The following is an 18047-nucleotide window of genomic DNA, read 5'->3' as shown; positions in this document are numbered from 1 at the left end:
GGCAGGGCCGGAGCGTCATCTCCTCAGGTCAACGCGACATGCCTGGACGATTTCCTTCAGGATCAGGCCCTCCGGATCAGCCAGCTCCTCGAGAATGCTGAAATGATCGTGCCGAGGAAGGCACACCAGCCGGGAGGCGAGCTTTCCGGCCTTCCAGGCCGCGTGGAAATCCTCGGATTGCCGGCAGAGTTCCGGAAGCTCCTCCGCTCCGTAGGCGATGACGAGGGGACGGGAGGAGGCCGGGATGTGATGCTGCGGGCTGTATCGGGCCACGTCCTCGGGCGTCAGCCTAAGCGCCTCGTTGAGATAGGTCAGGCGGATCGGCTCCAGATCGAAGATCCCGCTGATGGAGGTGGCGCTCGCGACGCCCTCCTCGTTGATATTCATCGCCACAAGATGCCCCCCGGCCGAGTGGCCGGAGATGTGAAGGATTTCGTGGTCGGGAACGATCCGGGCGACGTGCCCGTTCAGGCAGGCGATCGCCTCCCTGATCTCCTGGACGATCCCGCCGAGGGTCTGCTGCGGCGCCAGGGTGTATTCGATGTTCGCGAAGTTCAATCCGTGTTCGAGAGCCCCCTTCGCGAGAAAGCGATAGGTTTCCTTGTCCTGGCTCCTCCAGTAGCCGCCATGGATGAAGGCGAGGGTCGCCCGGCCCTGAAAGCCTGAATCGCGGGACGCCTCGAAAACGTCGATGCGGTTCCGTTCTGCCTCGCCATAGCGGATTTCCGTGAAGCGGCTGGAGGACGCGATATCCCGGCTGCGGGCAATCCAGCCGGCCATCATCTCCTGCAGCCTGGACAGCCCGACCGCGCGCGGATTGTCGTAGGCTGCGTCCAGCGCGATCTTGTCCATTCCACGATAGAGCATGGGCCCTCCCTTCAGGTATTGAGCGCTTCTTCGGCGAAGCGGCGGCCTCGCACCGAATGCGGTCTCAGACGTGAAGATACCGTTCCTTGATGCCCGGGTCAGCCGCGAGTTCCGCGCTCGTGCCCGTCCAGACCGAGCAGCCCTTCTCGATGATTACGTGCCGGTCGGCGAAGCCGGCAAGCACGTCCACGTTCTTGTCGATCACCAGGATCGACTGGCGCTCATCGCGAAGACGCTTGAGGCAGGACCAGATCTCCGCGCGGATCAGTGGCGCGAGCCCTTCGGTTGCCTCGTCGAGAATGAGGAGCTTCGGGTTCGTCATGAGGGCCCGGCCGATGGCGAGCATCTGCTGCTCACCGCCGGACAGCTGAGTGCCGAGGTTGTTCCGGCGCTCCTTTAGGCGCGGGAAAAGCTCGTACACTTCCTTCAAATTCCAGCGCCGCGCGCCTTTCCGCGTGGCGGCGGTCGCAACCAGGTTCTCTTCGACGGTCAGGGTCGGAAAGATCTGCCGCCCCTCCGGCACGAGGCCGATGCCGGTCTGCGCGACCCTATATGGCGGGAGCCCCGTCACGATGGCTCCATCGAAGCGGATGTCGCCGCCCCGCGGACGCAGCAGACCCATGATGGACTTGATGGTCGTGGTCTTGCCCATGCCGTTGCGCCCGAGCAGCGTCACCACCTCGCCTGCGCCCACATCAAGGGAGACGTCGAACAGGACCTGGGCCGCTCCGTAAGAGGCCTGCAGATGTCGGACGGACAGCACTAGACGACCTCCTCTTCGCCCAGATAGGCGGCGCGAACCTCCTCGTTGGCCCTGATGCTCTCCGGCGAGTCGGTGGCGATCACGCGCCCGTAGACGAGAACGCTGACGCGGTCGGCGAGGGAGAAGACCGCATCCATGTCGTGCTCGATCAGCACAATGGTGATGCGACCCTTGAGCCGCTGCAGGGTTTCGACTACACGCAGGGATTCCTCGTGGCCGGTGCCTGCCAGCGGCTCGTCGAGCAGGAGCAGCTTCGGTTGCGTCGCGAGCCCGACGGCAAGCTCGAGCTGCCGCTTCTCGCCATGGGACAGGAGGCCCGCAGCGACCCGGGCGCGGGGAGCGAGCCCGACCATGCTCAGGTATTCCATGGCCGCTTCGTTCAGCGCTTTCTCCTGTGCCGCGTCACCGAAGAAGCGGAAGCTCGATCCCGAGCGCGCCTGAACGGCGAGCGCCACATTCTCGAGAGCGGAGAAGGCGGGGAGAATGCTCGTGATCTGGAACGATCGGGCCAGCCCCCGCAGGACGCGCCCGTGCATGGGCAGGTGGGTGATGTCCTCACCATCGAACAGGACCCGTCCGGAATCGGAGCTCAGGGTTCCTGAGATCTGGTGGATGAGCGTCGTCTTACCCGCGCCGTTCGGGCCGATGATGGCATGCAGCTCACCGGGGAGGACGGAGAGGTTCACGTCGTCGGTGACGACGATGGCCCCATAGGCCTTCCGGAGGCCGCGCAGTTCGAGGAGAGGTTCAGTCATGGTGACCTCGCCGCAGGAGACCCACGATGCCGCCGCGGGCGAACAGCACGATCAGGATGAGAATGGGGCCGAAGACCATCTGCCAATTTTCCGTGAGGCGCCAGCGCAGATCGTCGTTGAGAAAGAAGCCTGCCGCATGAAGGATTTCCGGCAGGAATTCCTCCATGAGGAGAAAGGCCGCCGCGCCGATGATCGCACCGTGGAGCGAGCCGAGCCCGCCGAGCACGACCATGAAGATCAGTTCGCCGGAGCGCTGCCATGTCATGAAGGCAGGGCTGACGAATTCCGCCTGATTGGCCAGGAGGCATCCGGCCAGCCCCGCGATCATGCCGCTGATCACATAGGCCGTGAGCTGAAAGGAGAAGGGCTGGAAGCCGATGGCCTCCATGCGGGTGATGTTCTCCTTCGTCCCGCGCAGGACACGGCCGAAGCGGGAGGCCACGACCGCCCTCAACAGGATGTAAGCGCCGAGAAGGCAGGCGAGGGTCGCGCCGTAGAGCGCATAGTCGTTTTCCAGAAAGTCCGATCCGGCCACGAGGCTCCGGGCGGGAAGCGTCAGCCCGTCGTCGCCGCCATAGGCGGCCAGCGACGAGGCGAGGAAGTAGAGCATTTGCGCGAAGGCGAGGGTGATCATGATGAAGTAGACGCCCTTCGTCCTCAGCGAGATCGCACCCGTCACCGCGGCGAAGAATGCCGAGGCCGCAAGAGCGACGGGAACCTGGACGAGAGCGTCCTCGACGCCATGGCTCGCCAGGATCCCAACCGCATAGGCCCCAATGCCGAAGAAGGCCGCGTGGCCGAAGCTCACGAGAGCGCCGTAGCCGAGAATGAGATCGAGCGCCATAGCCGCGATGCCAAAGATCATCACGCGTGTGAGGAGCGACAGCACATAGCCCTCAGCTCCCGAAGCCGAGGCCAGGAAGGGCGCAGCTGCGAACACGGCGAAGATCGCGACGGGAACGAGGTCGAGCCGCGCGGCGGTTGGCATGGCGGCAGACCTTGCGTGTGTCAGTTCTGTCATCGCTGGGCCTTTATCGCTTCGCCGGGAACAGGCCGGAGGGACGGAAGAACAGCACGGCGGCCATGAAGATATAGATCAGCATCGGCGCGAGCGCCCGCCCGGTCTGGCTCGCAGCCGAAGGATCGAGAACGAGGCGGAGGAGATTGGGTGCGAACGAACGCCCGAGCGTATCGACGAGACCGATCAGGAGTGCCGCCAGAAAGGCCCCGCGAATCGAGCCGATGCCGCCGATCACGATCACCACGAAGGCGAGGATCAGGATGTTGTCGCCCATACCGGGCTGCACGGAGAGGATCGGCGCAACCATGGCTCCGGCAAACCCCGCGAGCATCGCCCCGAAGCCGAAAACGATCATGAAGAGCCGTCGGATATTGACGCCGAGAGCCGACACCATCGGTGCATTCGAGGCGCCCGCGCGCACCAGCATTCCGACGCGCGTATGGCTGACGACGACGTAGAGGAGCGCCGCGACGAGCAGGCCCGCCGCGATGATGGCGATGCGGTAGACCGGATAGAGCAGACCATCCATGATCACCACCGATCCCGACAGGATCTCCGGGACGGGCACGCTCAGCGGAGCCGCGCCCCAGACGAACTTTACGCCCTGGTTTAGGAACAGGATGACGCCAAAGGTTGCAAGAACCTGATCGAGATGGTCCCGGTCATAGAGGTGCCGGAAGATGAGGATTTCGAGCAGAAGGCCGAAAGCAAGCGCGGTCGGGAGCGCCAGAATGAGCCCCCAGCCGAAACTGCCCGTCCACGCACTGAAGGCTGCGACCAGATAGGCTCCGACCATGTACTGCACGCCGTGAGCCAGGTTGATGAAGTCCATGACGCCGAACACGAGGGTCAGTCCGGCGGCGATCAGAAAGAGGATGAGCCCGAACTGAAGGCCGTTCAGAGCCTGAATGGCAAAGAATGTTGCAGTCATACGCGCATCGCTGGCATCAGGCCTCAATCGATCGAGCGCCCGCCCGGACGCTCACGGAAGATAAGAACGGTCATGTCGCGAAAAGGAAAGGCCTGTCTGCCTGAGGTCGAGCCCGGAGCAGACAGGCCATGCGTTCGCGCCTTAGTTCGTGGGCGTGCATTCCTTGGCATAGGCGTCGGCGTAGTCGTCGAACACCTTCTCCACCACTTCCGTCTCGAGCTTGCCGTCTGGACGCTTGGCGGCCTTCACCAGATAGAAGTCCTGGATCGGGAAGCCGTTCGCCCCGAACTTGAAGTCTCCGCGCAGGGACGTAAATTCCGCCTTCTGGATGGCAGCGCGCAGAGCATCCTTGTCCTCGGTCTTGCCGCCCGTCGCCTTGAGGGCGCTGTCGATGAGGAGGGCGGCATCGTAGGCGTGCATGGCGTAGGAGGCTGGGACGGTGTTGTAGGCCGCCTCATAGGCCGCGACGAACTTCTTGTTCTGCGGAGTGTCCAGGTTGGGAGCCCAGTTCGAGCCGCTGAGCATGCCGATGGCAGCGTCCTGCTGCGCAGGCAGGTTCGTCTCGTCGACCGTGAAGGCGGACAGGAACGGAATGCGGTCGGCGAGGCCCGCAGCGCGGTACTGCTTGACCAAGTTTACGCCCATGCCGCCCGGCATGAAGGTGAAGATCGCGTCGGGTTGCATGGAGGCGATCTTCGCGAGCTCGGATTGGAAATCCAGGGTGTTGAGAGGAACGTAGGATTCCTCGACGATCTCGCCCTTGTAGTGGCGCTTGAAGCCGGCGAGTGCATCCTTGCCGGCCTGATAGTTAGGAGCGAGCAGATAGACTTTCTTGTAGCCGCGGTCCTGGGCCACCTTGCCGAGAACCTCGTGGTTCTGATCGTTCTGGTAGGAGGTGGCGAAGAAGTAAGGATTGCAGCTCTTGCCGGCGAGATTGGACGGGCCGGCATTCACGCTGATGTAGAACGTCTTGGAGTCGACGATCGGCTTGTGGGCGGCGACCGCCACGTTCGAGAAGATCGGGCCGACGACGAAATCCACCTTGTCGCGTTCCAGAAGACCCTTGACCTTCGTGACTGCCACATCGGGCTTCAGCTCGTCGTCGACGACGATCACCTCGACGTCGCGCCCGCCCAGCTTGCCGCCGAGATCCTTCACCGCGAGCTGGAAACCGTCTCGCGCATGCTGGCCGAGGATGGCCGAGGGGCCGGAGAGGGTCAGGAGCAGGCCGATTTTGAGCTTCTCCTGCGCCATAACCGGAGAAGCGGCCAGCATCACGGCCGTCGCCAGGCCAAGGGTCTTGATCGTCACGTTCATCATGGTCTCCCGAGTCGCTGTTCCCTGCGCACGTTCGCCGTGCTGCATCATTGTTCCCGGCGGGACGTGAGACGCCTCGACGGAAGGTCGGCGCTATACTGCCGCAAAACGCTCCTGTCGAATACTCCGTTTTCGACAATGGAGGAATGTTAGATTCGATCTCCGGGATTGCCAAGGAATATTTTAGGCTTTAAATAATTCCGAGCCAAGCCACGCAGAACTTTTCTGCGGACAAGCAGGTGGCAGGAGGGGCCTGATCGATGACCCTGGCCGAGGCTCCGGCGATCGTGAAGCTATGTATTGTCCTGAAACAGGCCGATCCTAGCCCCATCGCTCCTCGCGGCGCATCGTCGATCGGGCGGAACCAGAGGAAACGCAGCGATGGCGTACACGGCACATGTCGATACCTTCACACGGGACAACCTTCCGCCTCGGGATCAATGGCCGGCCTTCCAGTTCGCCCGTCCGGAGCTTCAGTATCCGGAACGGCTCAATTGCGCCGTGGCCTTTCTCGACCGGTGGGTGGACGAGGGCAGGGGCGACGAGCCCTGTATCATCAGCCCCTCCGAGACGCTCACCTACCGCGGGCTCCAGGAGCGAGTGAACCGGATCTGCAATGTGCTCGTGCATCGCTTCGGCCTCGTGCCGGGCAATCGCGTTCTGCTCCGCTCAGCCAACAACCCGATGATGGTCGCGGCCTATCTGGCGGTGCTGAAGGCGGGTGGCGTGGTTGTCGCCACCATGCCCCTGCTGCGCGCCAAGGAGATCGCCTATCCGTTGAACAAGGCCAAGATCGCCATTGCGCTGTGCGACCATCGCCTCGCGGAGGAGATGGAGCGCGCGCGGACCATGGCGCCGGACGTGCGGCACGTGGCGTATTGGGGCTCGGACAGCGCCGACGGTCTCGAAGCATTGATCGTAGAGGCCTCGCCCGAGTTCGACCCGGTCGATACGGCGGCGGACGACGTGTGCCTCATCGCCTTCACCTCCGGCACGACTGGCGAGCCGAAGGGCACCATGCATTTTCACCGCGACATGCTGGCGATCTGCGATGCCTATTCCCGCAACGTACTGAAGCCCGAGCCGGCTGATCGCTTTATCGGCTCGCCGCCCTTGGCCTTCACCTTCGGACTCGGCGGGCTCGTCCTGTTCCCCTTGCGGGTGGGCGCCTCGACCGTTCTGCTGGAAAAGGCGGGGCCTGACGACCTTCTCCCGGCCCTCGCGCAGCACAGGGCGACGATCTGCTTCACGGCGCCGACCGCGTATCGCGCGATGCTGGCCAAGTTGGGAGATCACGATCTCTCCTCGCTGCGCAAATGCGTCTCCGCGGGAGAGCCGCTGCCGAAGGACACGTTCGAGGCATGGAGAAAGGCAACCGGAATCAAGCTGATGGACGGGATCGGTGCGACGGAGATGCTTCACATCTTCATCGCCGCGACTGAGGAAGAGATCCGCCCGGGGTCGACCGGCAAGCCCGTTCCCGGATACGAGGCGAAGGTCATCGACAATGAAGGCTGCACTCTTCCTCCCGGCAGCATCGGACGCCTTGCCGTCCGCGGCCCGACCGGGTGCCGCTATCTCGCCGACGAACGGCAGGGCAAGTACGTGCAGGACGGCTGGAACGTCACCGGCGACACCTATCTCCTGGATGAGGACGGGTACTTCTGGTACCAGGCGCGCTCCGACGATATGATCATCTCGGCGGGATACAATATCGCGGGCCCCGAGGTCGAGGCGGCGCTCCTCACGCATCCGGCAGTCGCCGAATGCGGAGTGGTGGGCGCTCCCGACGACGGGCGGGGAACCGTCGTGAAGGCCTATGTGGTCCTGCGCTCCGGTGTCAGGCCCAGCGCCGATCTGACCAAGGCGCTGCAGGATCATGTGAAGGCGGAGATCGCCCCCTACAAGTATCCACGCCTCATCGAGTTCGTCGACGCTCTGCCGCGTACCCAGACCGGCAAGCTGCAGCGGTTCCAGTTGCGCCAGATGGCTGCACAGCGCCCACAGGAGACCATGATCTCCTAAGAGCCCAGCGTCGGGCAGAGAGGGCGCTCCACACGAATGTCGACGGCGCCCTTGCGTGATGGAGGCTGGCTCGGCAACCGGATCATGAGCAGGACTTGGGCATCGCGGACGCGGAACAGCGCAGGCGCAATGACGACAATCCCGGTCGCGGTTGGGCCAACCCAGAGATTGATTTGCAGTTATTTTAAGCATAAAACAATTGTGCTTTGCCTTGGAGGCACCTTCACATGAAAACGGCGGTCATCGGCGGCGGGCCTGCGGGTCTCTATTGCGCCATTCTGATGAAGAAGCTCCAGCCGGGGGCGGATATCACGGTCTATGAGCGCAATCGCGCCGACGACACCTTCGGCTTCGGTGTCGTGTTTTCCGATGCAACCCTCGACGGTTTCGAGAAATACGATCTGCCGAGCTACCAGAGGATCACGCGCGAGTTCGCCTATTGGGACGACATCGCGATCCACTTCAAAGGAACCGAGCACCGCATCGGCGGCAACGGATTCTGCGGCTGCTCGCGCCGTACCCTGCTGCTGATTCTGCAAGACCGCGCGAACGAGCTCGGCGTCAGGTTGCTCTATCAGGTGGATGTCGATGACGAGAGCCTGTTCGCCGATGCGGATCTCGTCGTGGTGGCGGATGGCATCAACAGCCGCTTCCGAGACCGGTATGCGGACCATTTCCAGCCTGAGGTGGATCTGAGGCCCAACAAGTTCGCCTGGATGGGATCGACCAGACCGCTCGACGCCTTCACCTTCATCTTCCAGGAGACGGAATGGGGGCCTTTCATCGCGCATGCGTACCAGTACGAGGCGAACCGTTCCACCTGGGTCTTCGAGACGGATCCCGAAACCTTCGACCGCGCCGGGCTCGGCCGGAAAACGGAGGAAGAGTCGGCGGCGTTGATGGAGCAGATCTTCGGCTGGTTCCTGGATGGGCACAAGGTTCTCACGAACCGCTCCGTCTGGCGCAACTTCCCGATGATCCGCAACAAGCGCTGGGTTATGGGGAACAAGGTGCTGCTGGGCGACGCCAAGGGATCGGCCCATTTCTCCATCGGCTCGGGCACCAAGCTCGCCATGGAGGATGCCATCGCCCTTTTCGAAGCCTTCCGCCGCGCTCCCGACGTCGAGGGTGCGCTGTCTCTCTACGAGACCGGACGGCGTGAGGAGGTGGAGAAGACGCAGCATGCGGCCGACGTGTCCCTCGTCTGGTTCGAGCATGTCGCGCGCTTCTGGAATTTCGATCCGGTGCAGTTCGCCTTCGGAGTAATGACCCGCGCCAAGGCGATCACCTACGACAACCTGCGTCTGCGTGCGCCGGATTTCGTTGCCGCCGTGGATCGCACCTTCGCGCAGCAGGTGAGGGACAAGGGTTTCGACGTCTCCGTCGAAGATCCGGGCGTGCCGATGTTCCAGCCGTTCCGGCTCCGGGACATGACCCTGGAGAATCGGGTGGTCGTGTCTCCGATGGACATGTATTCGGCCGAAGATGGCCTTCCCGGCGACTGGCACCTCGTGCACTACGGCTCACGCAGCATCGGAGGGGCGGGGCTGATCTTTACCGAAATGACGTGCGTTTCGCCGGAGTCTCGCATTACCCTCGGCTGCACGGGGCTGTGGAACGACGAGCAGGAGGCGGCCTGGAAGCGTATCGTCGACTTCGTCCATGCCAATTCTGCGGCCAAGTTCTGCCTGCAGCTCGGGCACGCGGGCCGCAAGGGCGCCACAAAGCTCATGTGGGAGGGTATCGATCGTCCTCTGGAAGAAGGAGCCTGGGATATCTGCTCCGCCTCGCCGATTCCGTACTTCCCGGACAGTCAGGTGCCGCGGGAGGTAAGCCGTGCCGAGATGGACGCCATCAAGGCGCAGTTCGTCGCCGCGGCAGAGCGGGGCGACCGGGCGGGGTTCGACATGCTCGAGCTCCATTGCGCCCACGGTTATCTGCTGGCGAGCTTCATCTCTCCGCTCACCAACCGGCGCACGGACGAGTATGGCGGCTCCCTGGAGAACCGTCTGCGCTATCCGCTGGAGGTCTTCGACGCCATGCGGGAGGCTTGGCCGGCGCGCAAGCCGATGTCGGTGCGCATCTCCGCCACCGACTGGGCCGAGGGCGGCATCACGGGAGAGGATGCGGTCGAGATCGCACGCGCCTTCGCCGAGCATGGCGTCGACCTCGTCGATGTCTCGGCGGGACAAACGGTCCGGGAGGCCCGGCCGATCTACGGACGCATGTTCCAGACTCCCTTCTCCGATCAGGTCCGTAACGAGGCGCAGGTCGCCACCATGTGCGTCGGCAACATCACCACGGCCGACCAGGTCAACACCATCCTGGCGGCGGGACGGGCGGATCTGGTCGCGCTGGCGCGTCCCCACCTCGTGGACCCGTTCTTCACCATGAAGGCCGCCGCATGGTATGGCGAGAAGGATATCTTCTGTCCGCCGCAGTACTTCGCCGGAAAGGATCAGATCTTCCGCAACAGCGTTCGTGATCGGCAGGATCTGGAAGAGCTGAAGATCAAGGCCAAGCCCAAGACCCGAGCCGAACTGAAGATGGAGGCCGGCGGGAAACCCCTCGCCGCGGAATGACATGGATATGAACCCTCTTCAGGGCCGCCACGCGATCGTCACGGGCGGCGGGCGCGGCATAGGGCGGGCCATCGCCAAGGCTCTTGTCGAGGCAGGGGCGGAGGTCACGGTCATCGGCCGGAACCAGGCGACCCTGGATCGCGTCGTCTCGGAGGGCGATGCCCATGCCGCTTTTGCCGCCGACGTCACCGATCCGGAGGCCGTTCGATCCGCCGTTCAGGCCGCGATCTCATGGCACGGCCCCGTGGATCTCATGATCGCCAATGCTGGCTCAGCGGTTTCGGCTCCGTTCCTGAAGTCCTCTCCGGAGGTGTTCAGGCGGATGCTGGACATCAATCTGCTCGGCGTGACCAATGTCGCGCATGAGGTGCTGGGCTCCATGATCGAGCGGCGGTTCGGGCGCATCGTCGCGGTGGCCTCGACGGCGGGACTGAAGGGATACCCGTATGTGAGCGCCTATTGCGCGGCCAAACACGCGGTCGTCGGCTTCGTGCGGGCGCTTGCCCTGGAGACGGCAACGACTGGCGTGACCGTCAACGCCGTGTGCCCGGGCTACACCGATACCGACCTTGTCGCCGTGAGTCTCGACAACATCGTGGCGAAGACGGGCAGAACGCGCGAACAGGCCCTGAACGAACTCGTAAAGCACAATCCTCAGCAAAGGCTGATCAGCCCGGCGGAGGTTGCCGACGCCGTCCTGTGGCTGTGCGGGGAGGGGGCTCGCTCCGTCACTGGGCAAGCCATCGCGGTGGCAGGTGGAGAAGTTTGACATGAGCAACCAGACGATCCCGCTCGATGCCGAGACGAAGGCTATCGAGATGCCGGACGATCACCGTGACGAGCTGCGGCTCTGGCTGCGGCTGTTGACGTGCTCCACGCTGATAGAAGGTGAGGTACGCCGTCGTCTGCGCGACCGGTTCGATGTGACGCTTCCCCGCTTCGATCTGATGGCTCAACTCGACAAGGTGCCAGAGGGGATGACGCTCTCGGACCTCTCTAAGCGGATGATGGTGTCGAACGGCAACCTCACCAGTCTGGTCGACCGGCTCGTCGCCTCGGGGCATCTCGAGCGTCGCGTCTCCACGACGGATCGACGGGCTCAGATCATCAAACTGACGCCAGCAGGCCGGGGGGAGTTCCGCGCGATGGCCACGGAGCACGAAGCCTGGATCGCCGAGATCTTCGGCGGGCTCACGCAGAGGGAACAGAAGGATCTGATGCGCCTGCTCGCCAAAACGAAACTCTCCGCCAGAAACGCCATCATGGGAGTGGCTCCGTGACGCAATTCGCCAATCCAGTCAGCCTGCCCCTTGCCGGGTATACGCCCCGCCACTTCCTGCTCTCCGTGGAAGGTCCGGTCGCGACGGTCACGTTCAACCGTCCGGACAAGAAGAATCCGCTCACGTTCGAGAGCTATCGCGAGCTGACGGACTTCTTCCACGCCTGCAAGGCTGAGGAAAGCGTCAAGGCCGTCGTCGTAACGGGGGCCGGCGGCAACTTCTCCTCCGGCGGCGACGTGTTCGAAATCATCGGCCCCCTGGTCGAGATGAACACGAAGGGCCTGACGGCCTTCACGCGCATGACCGGCGAGCTCGTGAAGGCCATGCGGGCCGCTCCGCAGCCCGTGATCGCGGCCGTCGAAGGTATCTGCGCCGGCGCCGGAGCCATCGTAGCCATGGCGTCCGATCTGAGGCTCGCCGCGCCGAGCGCCAAGGTGGCGTTCCTGTTCAACAAGGTGGGGCTCGCCGGCTGCGATATGGGCGCCTGTGCGATCCTGCCACGCATCATCGGTCAGGGCAGAGCCTCCGAGCTGCTTTACACGGGCCGTTTCATGAAGGCAGAGGAGGGGGAGCGCTGGGGGTTCTTCAGCCGCATCGTCGACGAGGCCGAACTTCTTCCCGAGGCGCAGGCCCTGGCGCGGGAGATCGGCACGGGGCCGACCTATGCCAACACAATGACTAAACGCATGCTCGCCATGGAGTGGGCGATGTCCGTCGAGGAGGCTATCGAGGCGGAAGCCGTCGCTCAGGCCCTGTGCATGACGACCGAGGACTTCGCCCGCGCCTACAGGGCCTTTGCGGCGAAGGAAAAGCCGGTCTTCCAGGGGAACTGACATGATCGACGCCACGTTTCTGAAATGGCCCTTCTTCGAGGATCGCCACGTTCGATATGCGGAGGCGCTGAGGGCCTGGGTCGGGACCGAGGTTGACGGCCTTGTCGATCATGACGACACGGATGGATCGTGCCGCCGCATCGTGCGTAAGCTCGGCGACGACGGTTGGCTGAGAGCCGCCATTCCGGAAGCCTATGGGGGGCTCTATCCGGCTCTCGATGTCCGGACGCTCTGCCTGTCCCGCGAGACGCTGGCCTATCGGGACGGGCTCGCGGATTTCGCCTTTGCGATGCAGGGGCTCGGCTCCGGCCCGATCAGCCTTTTCGGTTCCGATGACGTGAAGCGGCATTACCTGCCCAAGGTGGCTCGCGGCGAGGCCATCGCGGCCTTTGCCCTGTCCGAGCCCGAGGCCGGATCCGACGTTGCGGCCATGAGCACCACCGCGGTTCCGGATGGCCTCGGTCACGCGCGGATCGACGGACGGAAGACGTGGATCTCCAACGGCGGGATCGCCGACTACTATATCGTCTTCGCGAGGTCCGGCGAGGCTCCGGGCGCGAGGGGATTGTCCGCCTATGTGGTCGACGCCGACACGCCCGGTCTCACCATTGAAGAGCGTATCGAGGTCATCGCGCCGCATCCGCTCGCGACACTGCGTTTCGAGGGCTGCAGGATCCCGTTGTCGAAGCGGATCGGCAGCCCGGGAGAAGGCTTCAAGGTCGCCATGGCGACCCTGGACGTCTTCCGCTCGACCGTCGGAGCAGCCTCCCTCGGATTCGCCCGCCGCGCCATGGACGAAGCGCTGCGCCATGCCTCGTCCCGCCACCTGTTCGGGGCACCGCTGGCGGAGCTCCAGATGACGCAGGCTGCCCTGGCCGAGATGGCGACGAACGTCGACACCGCGGCGCTTCTCGTCTACCGCGCAGCCTGGACGAAGGATCAGGGCGCAGCCCGGGTGACGCGGGAGGCCGCGATGGCCAAGATGCACGCCACCGAGGCCGCCCAAAGCGTCATCGACAAGGCGGTCCAGATCTTCGGCGGGCTCGGGGTGACCAAGGGCGTGAAGGTCGAGGAACTCTACCGTGAGAACCGCGCGCTGCGCATCTACGAGGGGGCGACGGAAGTGCAGAAGGTCGTGATCGCGCGCGAGCTTCTGAAGATGCTCAACAATTCCCGGTCCCGGGACGAGTTGGGCGATGGGAGATGAAGCGGGCAGATCCCGCAGGCCGTGACCGAACTCTTGCAGGACGCGCGGCCTTGAAACGCATGACCAGGAGAAACAACAATGACGGTCTCCAGAGGCTCTCAAGCCTCATCGATCCTCGATGAGGGCGTCCAGATTCTGCAGCCGAAGAATTGGCCCATTCCCAAAGGCTATTCGAACGGCATGATGGCGGAGGGGCGCATTCTCGTAACAGGCGGAATCGTGGGCTGGAACGAGGCCGGCGAGTTTCCCGAAGGCCTCGTCGCACAGGCGCGGCAGGTGCTGGAGAACATCTGCGCCATCCTGGCGGAAGGCGGAGCAAAGCCCCAGCATGTCATCCGGCTCACCTGGTACGTCGTCGACATCGACGATTACCTGAGCAACCTGCGCGAGCTTGGTCGTGCGTACAAGGCCGTCTTCGGAACGCATTACCCGGCGATGGCTTTGGTTCAGGTCGTGCGGCTGGTGGAACGGAAGGCGCTCGTCGAGATCGAGGCGACGGCTGTCGTGCCTTCGGGACAATGACGGGAGGGATCATGGAGGTCTTGCTGGAGAGCGGGGGAGAACACGTCGCTCTGGTGCGCATCAATCGTCCGGAGGCCCGAAACGCGCTGAACGGCGCCGTCCGCGAGCAGCTCGCCCGGATCTTCGCGGACCTGGCCGGCAACGAGGAGATCCGCTGTGTCGTCCTGACAGGAACGGAAAAGGTCTTTGCCGCGGGCGCCGACATCAGGGCCATGGCGGACGCCCAGCCCGTCGACATGATGCTTCGAGCGAGCGAGCGGAACTGGGCCCCCATCAAGGATTTCCCCAAGCCGCTCATCGCTGCGGTGAATGGATTCGCCTTGGGGGGCGGATGTGAGCTTGCCATGCATGCCGACATGATCATCGCGGGCGCAGGCGCCAAATTCGCCCAGCCCGAGATCAAGGTCGGGATCATTCCGGGAGCGGGAGGAACCCAGCGTCTCCTCAGGGCCGTGGGCAAGTTCAAGGCGATGAAGATCCTGCTGACGGGGGAGATGATTTCAGCTCAGGACGCCGAGGCCATGGGGCTGGTCACCGAGGTCGTGCCCGACGGAGAGGTCCTCGACCGCGCCCTGGCCCTTGCCCACGCGGTCGCCCTTCTGCCGCCGCTCGCGGCCCGCAAGATCAAGGAGCTGGTTCTGCAGGGGGGCGATCTTCCCCTGGAGGCGGCCCTCGTCATGGAGCGGAACGCCTTCCAGCTCATGTTCGCCACCGCGGATCAGAAGGAAGGCATGCAGGCCTTCATCGAGAAGCGGCCGCCTGATTTCGTGGGACGCTGATAATGACATTCGAGGCCACTCGGACGGATCTGACCCTTGGAGTTATCGGGGCCGGTGTCATGGGCCGCGGCATCGCCCAAGTGGCGGCCGAGGCAGGGATCACGGTTCTCCTGGCCGATGCCCGGCCGGAGGCGGTCGCCGAAGCCGTCGGCTTTTGCACCGACATGATCCGCCGCAAGGCTGCGAAAGGGAGCCTTACTCCGGAGAGCGCGGAAGCTGCCATCGGCTGCCTTCGCGCGACGGATGCCGGGCCGGACAGAGGCTACGATGCCTTCGCGTCCTGCCACATCGTGATCGAAGCCGTCGCCGAGCGCCTGGACGTCAAGCAGATGCTGATCGCCGCGCTCGAGAGCGTAGTCGTTGACGACTGCATTCTGGCGACGAACACATCCTCGCTCTCGGTCACCGCGATCGCCGCCAGGGCCCGCCGGCCGGAGCGCGTGGCGGGCTTCCACTTCTTCAATCCGGTCCCGCTGATGAAGCTGGTTGAGGTCATTGGCGGCGTCATGACGGACGAGGGTGTCCTCGATGCGCTCACGGCCGTTGCGCAACGCCTGGGTCACCGGCCGGTTCGTGTCTCCGACACACCGGGCTTTCTCGTCAATCATGCCGGCCGGGCCTTCGCAACGGAGGCTCTGCGCATCGTCTCGGAGGGGATCGCGGATTTCGCCGACGTGGACCGGGTCATGGTGGAGGCGGCAGGATTTCGCCTCGGTCCCTTCGAGCTCCTGGATCTCACGGGCCTCGACGTCTCCCATGCGGTGATGGAGGCGATCTATCACCAGTACTACGAGGAGCCACGCTACAGGCCCGTTCCGATCGTGGCTCAGCGCCACGCCGCAAGGCTGTTCGGCCGCAAGACGGGACGAGGCTTCTACACCTATGTCGACGGGCGCGCACGGAAGCCGTCGGAAGCGGCGGTTCCGCAAGCGGATCTAACGAGCGTCAGGGTCTGGATCAGCAACCGGCATCCGGACGCGGCCGACGCCTTGCGCAGTGTCGTGGAGGCGACGGGAGCACGCATGGAAACCGGCGAGCGGCCGTCCGATGAGGCCATCATCATGCTGACGCCGTTCGGGGAGGACACGACGACCGCCGCCTTGACCGAGAATCTCGATCCGGCCCGTTCGGTGGCAGTCGACTGCCTGCTTGGTCTGGACCGCAGGCGGACGCTCATGGGCACGCCCATTACCCGCCCGGACATGAAGGATGCCGCTCATGCTCTGCTCGCAACCGGCAATCATCCCGTGACGGTCATTCGCGACAGTCCCGGCTTCATCGCCCAGCGCATCATCGCATGCATCGTGAATGTCGGAGCAGACATTGCGCAGCAGCGCATTGCGGCCCCTGAGGACATCAACAGCGCCGTCGAGATCGGACTGGGCTATCCGCGTGGCTCGCTGCGCTTCGGAGACGACGTCGGTCCCCGACGTATTCTCGGTATTCTCGATGCGTGCCACGTCTTCTATGGCGATCCGCGCTATCGCGCGAGCCCGTGGCTCAAGCGCCGCGCTCTTCTGGGTGTGCCGCTGACGCTGCCAGATGCATGATCTTGGCGTGCAAATGTGCAGCCAGGAGAGGGCGGACCTTGGCTGGCCCGCCCTGCATGTCGGCTCGGGGTCCATGGAGGTTTGCGGCATCATCGTGAGGCCGGCTTTTGTCCGGAGATCGAAGCCGAACGTCAGCGGTCTCAGAACCTGTAAGTCGCGCCGGCGCCGATGAGCCAGGGATCACCTTGACCTTGCCCTTCACCAAGCCATCGTTGACGCTCACGTCGGTCTCGAGAACGATCTTCTTGGCGTCTCGGTTGATGCCCCAATGCTCGTCGATCATGAAGTCGACACCAGCCTGACGCGCGAAGGCAATGTTGTTCTCGATATTGAAACTCTCGAAGTCACCCTTCGCCCTCTCGTTTAGGAAGGGCGTGTATGATGCCGGCACCCATAGAGGCCTTGAGCCGCCGAAACCGGTGGAATGATACCGCAGCATCAGGGTCGGCGGGAGCAGCCATGCATCGTAGATCCGAACCCCTTCGAAGGTGCCAGCCCCCTTCACTCGATGAGGCGTCAAGCCGAGGATGAGTTCGGCTGCCAGGTTGGGCGTAAAGAAATACGAGATGTCCAGTTCGGGCGTGACCAAGGTCGGGATGTCGACAACGCCGCCTACAATCGGAGCGCCGCCCGGGCCCAAACCGGCATCGGGATGCGGCACTGGCGAGCATCGTTCCTGACAATGCGACGAGGGGTAGGCGAGACATGGTCGTTTGACTCCGTTTTTCACACGCGTCCGAGTTCGGACACGTGTGCTTGACGGGTCTCACATGCTCGCCTGCCCCCGGCTCCTCCTCGATCCGGATCAAGAGCGGTCGAGCTGCAACAGCGCGGACCTCGCCGCGTTCAATGACCCGTGTGACAGGAAAGCAAACGAGCGACTGGGGAGTTTTTGTGCTCTGCAGATCGCTCCCCGGTCATCGCGCACGATCCTGCCGCAGTTCATGAAGGTCTGCGTTCGGCGAGCCCGATCTCCGGGCCCATGGGCTGCGAACCTCAATCAGCCAGCCATTCAGGAACGCAGGGGAAGCTCGGTGACTGTCTCACCTTACGCCTTCTGCGCGGAAACGCAGTCTGGCCGAAAAACTCAGCGCATCCCGCGGAGCCGGAGGGCCTCCCCCGGGACGAGGCGTTCGTCCGGGAAGAGAACATCGGATTCACCTCAAAAGTGGAATGGATGATGCCGATGCTCTAGTGTTGCCGATGCTGACACTCACCGTGATCCGCCAGGACCTCGATGATGCGGCATTCCGAGATCCGCCTGTTGTCGCAGGCGACCATCGCCTCCAGCTCGTCGCGCAAGGCGCTCAGGCGGGCGATCTTGTGGTTCACCTCGGCGAGATGAGTCTTCGTGATGTCGTGCACCTCCCCGCAGGAGCGGCCGGGGTCACTGGCGAGGCCGAGGAGTTGCCGGATGGCATCGACCTCAAACCCGAGCTCGCGGGCATGGCGGATGAAGTTGAGCCGGTGCAGCTCGTCAGGGCCATAGCGGCGCTGCTGACCCTCGGTCCGGGCGGGCGACGGGAGCAGACCGATCTGCTCGTAGTAGCGGATCGTCGGGATTTTCACCCCGGTCCGCCGGGAAAGGTCACCAATCGCCAAATTCATGAGGATT

Annotated in this window: 17 protein-coding genes; 9 read left to right on the top strand and 8 right to left on the bottom strand. The window is 63.9% G+C overall.

Features of this window, described 5'->3' with window-relative positions:
* Positions 1-15: 15 nt before the first annotated feature.
* The 6 genes from GR328_RS04155 to GR328_RS04130 form a co-directional block, all read right to left on the bottom strand.
* Entirely contained in the window at positions 16-867 is an 852-nt protein-coding gene (locus tag GR328_RS04155; protein ID WP_160883255.1) for an alpha/beta hydrolase, read from the bottom strand.
* A gap of 64 nt (positions 868-931) precedes the next feature.
* Positions 932-1630 carry an ATP-binding cassette domain-containing protein gene (locus GR328_RS04150; protein ID WP_160883254.1) on the bottom strand — a complete coding sequence of 233 codons (699 nt, stop codon included), beginning with the start codon at positions 1628-1630 and terminating at the stop codon, positions 932-934.
* Entirely contained in the window at positions 1630-2385 is a 756-nt protein-coding gene (locus GR328_RS04145; RefSeq protein WP_160883253.1) for an ABC transporter ATP-binding protein, read from the bottom strand. Before GR328_RS04145 ends, GR328_RS04150 begins: the two co-directional genes overlap by 1 nt.
* Positions 2378-3373 carry a branched-chain amino acid ABC transporter permease gene (locus tag GR328_RS04140; RefSeq protein WP_246215668.1) on the bottom strand — a complete coding sequence of 332 codons (996 nt, stop codon included), beginning with the start codon at positions 3371-3373 and terminating at the stop codon, positions 2378-2380. The genes GR328_RS04145 and GR328_RS04140 overlap by 8 nt, the downstream gene beginning before the upstream one ends.
* Before the next feature lie 43 nt (positions 3374-3416).
* Entirely contained in the window at positions 3417-4337 is a 921-nt protein-coding gene (locus GR328_RS04135) for a branched-chain amino acid ABC transporter permease (protein ID WP_160883251.1), read from the bottom strand.
* A 141-nt stretch (positions 4338-4478) separates the two neighbouring features.
* Positions 4479-5654, bottom strand: a complete 1176-nt coding sequence (locus tag GR328_RS04130) for an ABC transporter substrate-binding protein (protein ID WP_160883250.1) — start codon at positions 5652-5654, stop codon at positions 4479-4481.
* A 381-nt stretch (positions 5655-6035) separates the two neighbouring features.
* Between GR328_RS04130 and GR328_RS04125 the strand changes: the two genes are divergently transcribed.
* From GR328_RS04125 to GR328_RS04085, 9 genes are all read left to right on the top strand, one after another.
* Complete coding sequence (locus tag GR328_RS04125) at positions 6036-7679, top strand: benzoate-CoA ligase family protein (protein WP_160883249.1); 1644 nt, start codon at positions 6036-6038, stop codon at positions 7677-7679.
* A gap of 227 nt (positions 7680-7906) precedes the next feature.
* On the top strand, positions 7907-10261 hold the full coding sequence (locus GR328_RS04120; protein WP_160883248.1) for a bifunctional salicylyl-CoA 5-hydroxylase/oxidoreductase: 2355 nt from the start codon (positions 7907-7909) through the stop codon (positions 10259-10261).
* A 7-nt stretch (positions 10262-10268) separates the two neighbouring features.
* Positions 10269-11030, top strand: coding sequence for an SDR family NAD(P)-dependent oxidoreductase (locus GR328_RS04115; protein WP_205789743.1), 762 nt, complete (start codon positions 10269-10271; stop codon positions 11028-11030).
* A 1-nt stretch (position 11031) separates the two neighbouring features.
* A complete protein-coding gene (locus GR328_RS04110) occupies positions 11032-11541 on the top strand; it encodes a MarR family winged helix-turn-helix transcriptional regulator (protein ID WP_205789723.1) in 510 nt (169 codons plus the stop codon).
* On the top strand, positions 11538-12374 hold the full coding sequence (locus tag GR328_RS04105; RefSeq protein ID WP_160883246.1) for an enoyl-CoA hydratase family protein: 837 nt from the start codon (positions 11538-11540) through the stop codon (positions 12372-12374). Before GR328_RS04110 ends, GR328_RS04105 begins: the two co-directional genes overlap by 4 nt.
* A gap of 1 nt (position 12375) precedes the next feature.
* Positions 12376-13581 carry an acyl-CoA dehydrogenase family protein gene (locus GR328_RS04100; RefSeq protein WP_160883245.1) on the top strand — a complete coding sequence of 402 codons (1206 nt, stop codon included), beginning with the start codon at positions 12376-12378 and terminating at the stop codon, positions 13579-13581.
* Between the two features lie 78 nt (positions 13582-13659).
* On the top strand, positions 13660-14103 hold the full coding sequence (locus GR328_RS04095) for a RidA family protein (RefSeq protein WP_160883244.1): 444 nt from the start codon (positions 13660-13662) through the stop codon (positions 14101-14103).
* An 11-nt stretch (positions 14104-14114) separates the two neighbouring features.
* Positions 14115-14882, top strand: a complete 768-nt coding sequence (locus GR328_RS04090; RefSeq protein WP_160883243.1) for an enoyl-CoA hydratase-related protein — start codon at positions 14115-14117, stop codon at positions 14880-14882.
* Positions 14883-14884: 2 nt separating this feature from the next.
* Entirely contained in the window at positions 14885-16432 is a 1548-nt protein-coding gene (locus tag GR328_RS04085) for a 3-hydroxyacyl-CoA dehydrogenase (RefSeq protein ID WP_160883242.1), read from the top strand.
* On the opposite strand, the gene GR328_RS04080 is transcribed toward GR328_RS04085, so the two are convergent.
* Both GR328_RS04080 and GR328_RS04075 read right to left on the bottom strand, forming a co-directional pair.
* The gene (locus GR328_RS04080) at positions 16383-17093 is read right to left on the bottom strand and encodes an OmpW family protein (protein ID WP_160883241.1); all 711 of its coding nucleotides are present in this window, start codon (positions 17091-17093) and stop codon (positions 16383-16385) included. The two genes, GR328_RS04085 and GR328_RS04080, sit on opposite strands and share 50 nt — an antisense overlap.
* A 530-nt stretch (positions 17094-17623) precedes the next feature.
* Complete coding sequence (locus GR328_RS04075) at positions 17624-18040, bottom strand: MerR family transcriptional regulator (protein ID WP_160883240.1); 417 nt, start codon at positions 18038-18040, stop codon at positions 17624-17626.
* Positions 18041-18047: the final 7 nt, after the last annotated feature.

The organism is Microvirga makkahensis (assembly GCF_009830105.1).
In the GTDB taxonomy this organism is placed as follows: Bacteria; Pseudomonadota; Alphaproteobacteria; order Rhizobiales; family Beijerinckiaceae; genus Microvirga; species Microvirga makkahensis.
Note: the sequence above shows the minus strand (reverse complement) of the source record. Positions and strands in the feature narration are given on the sequence as shown.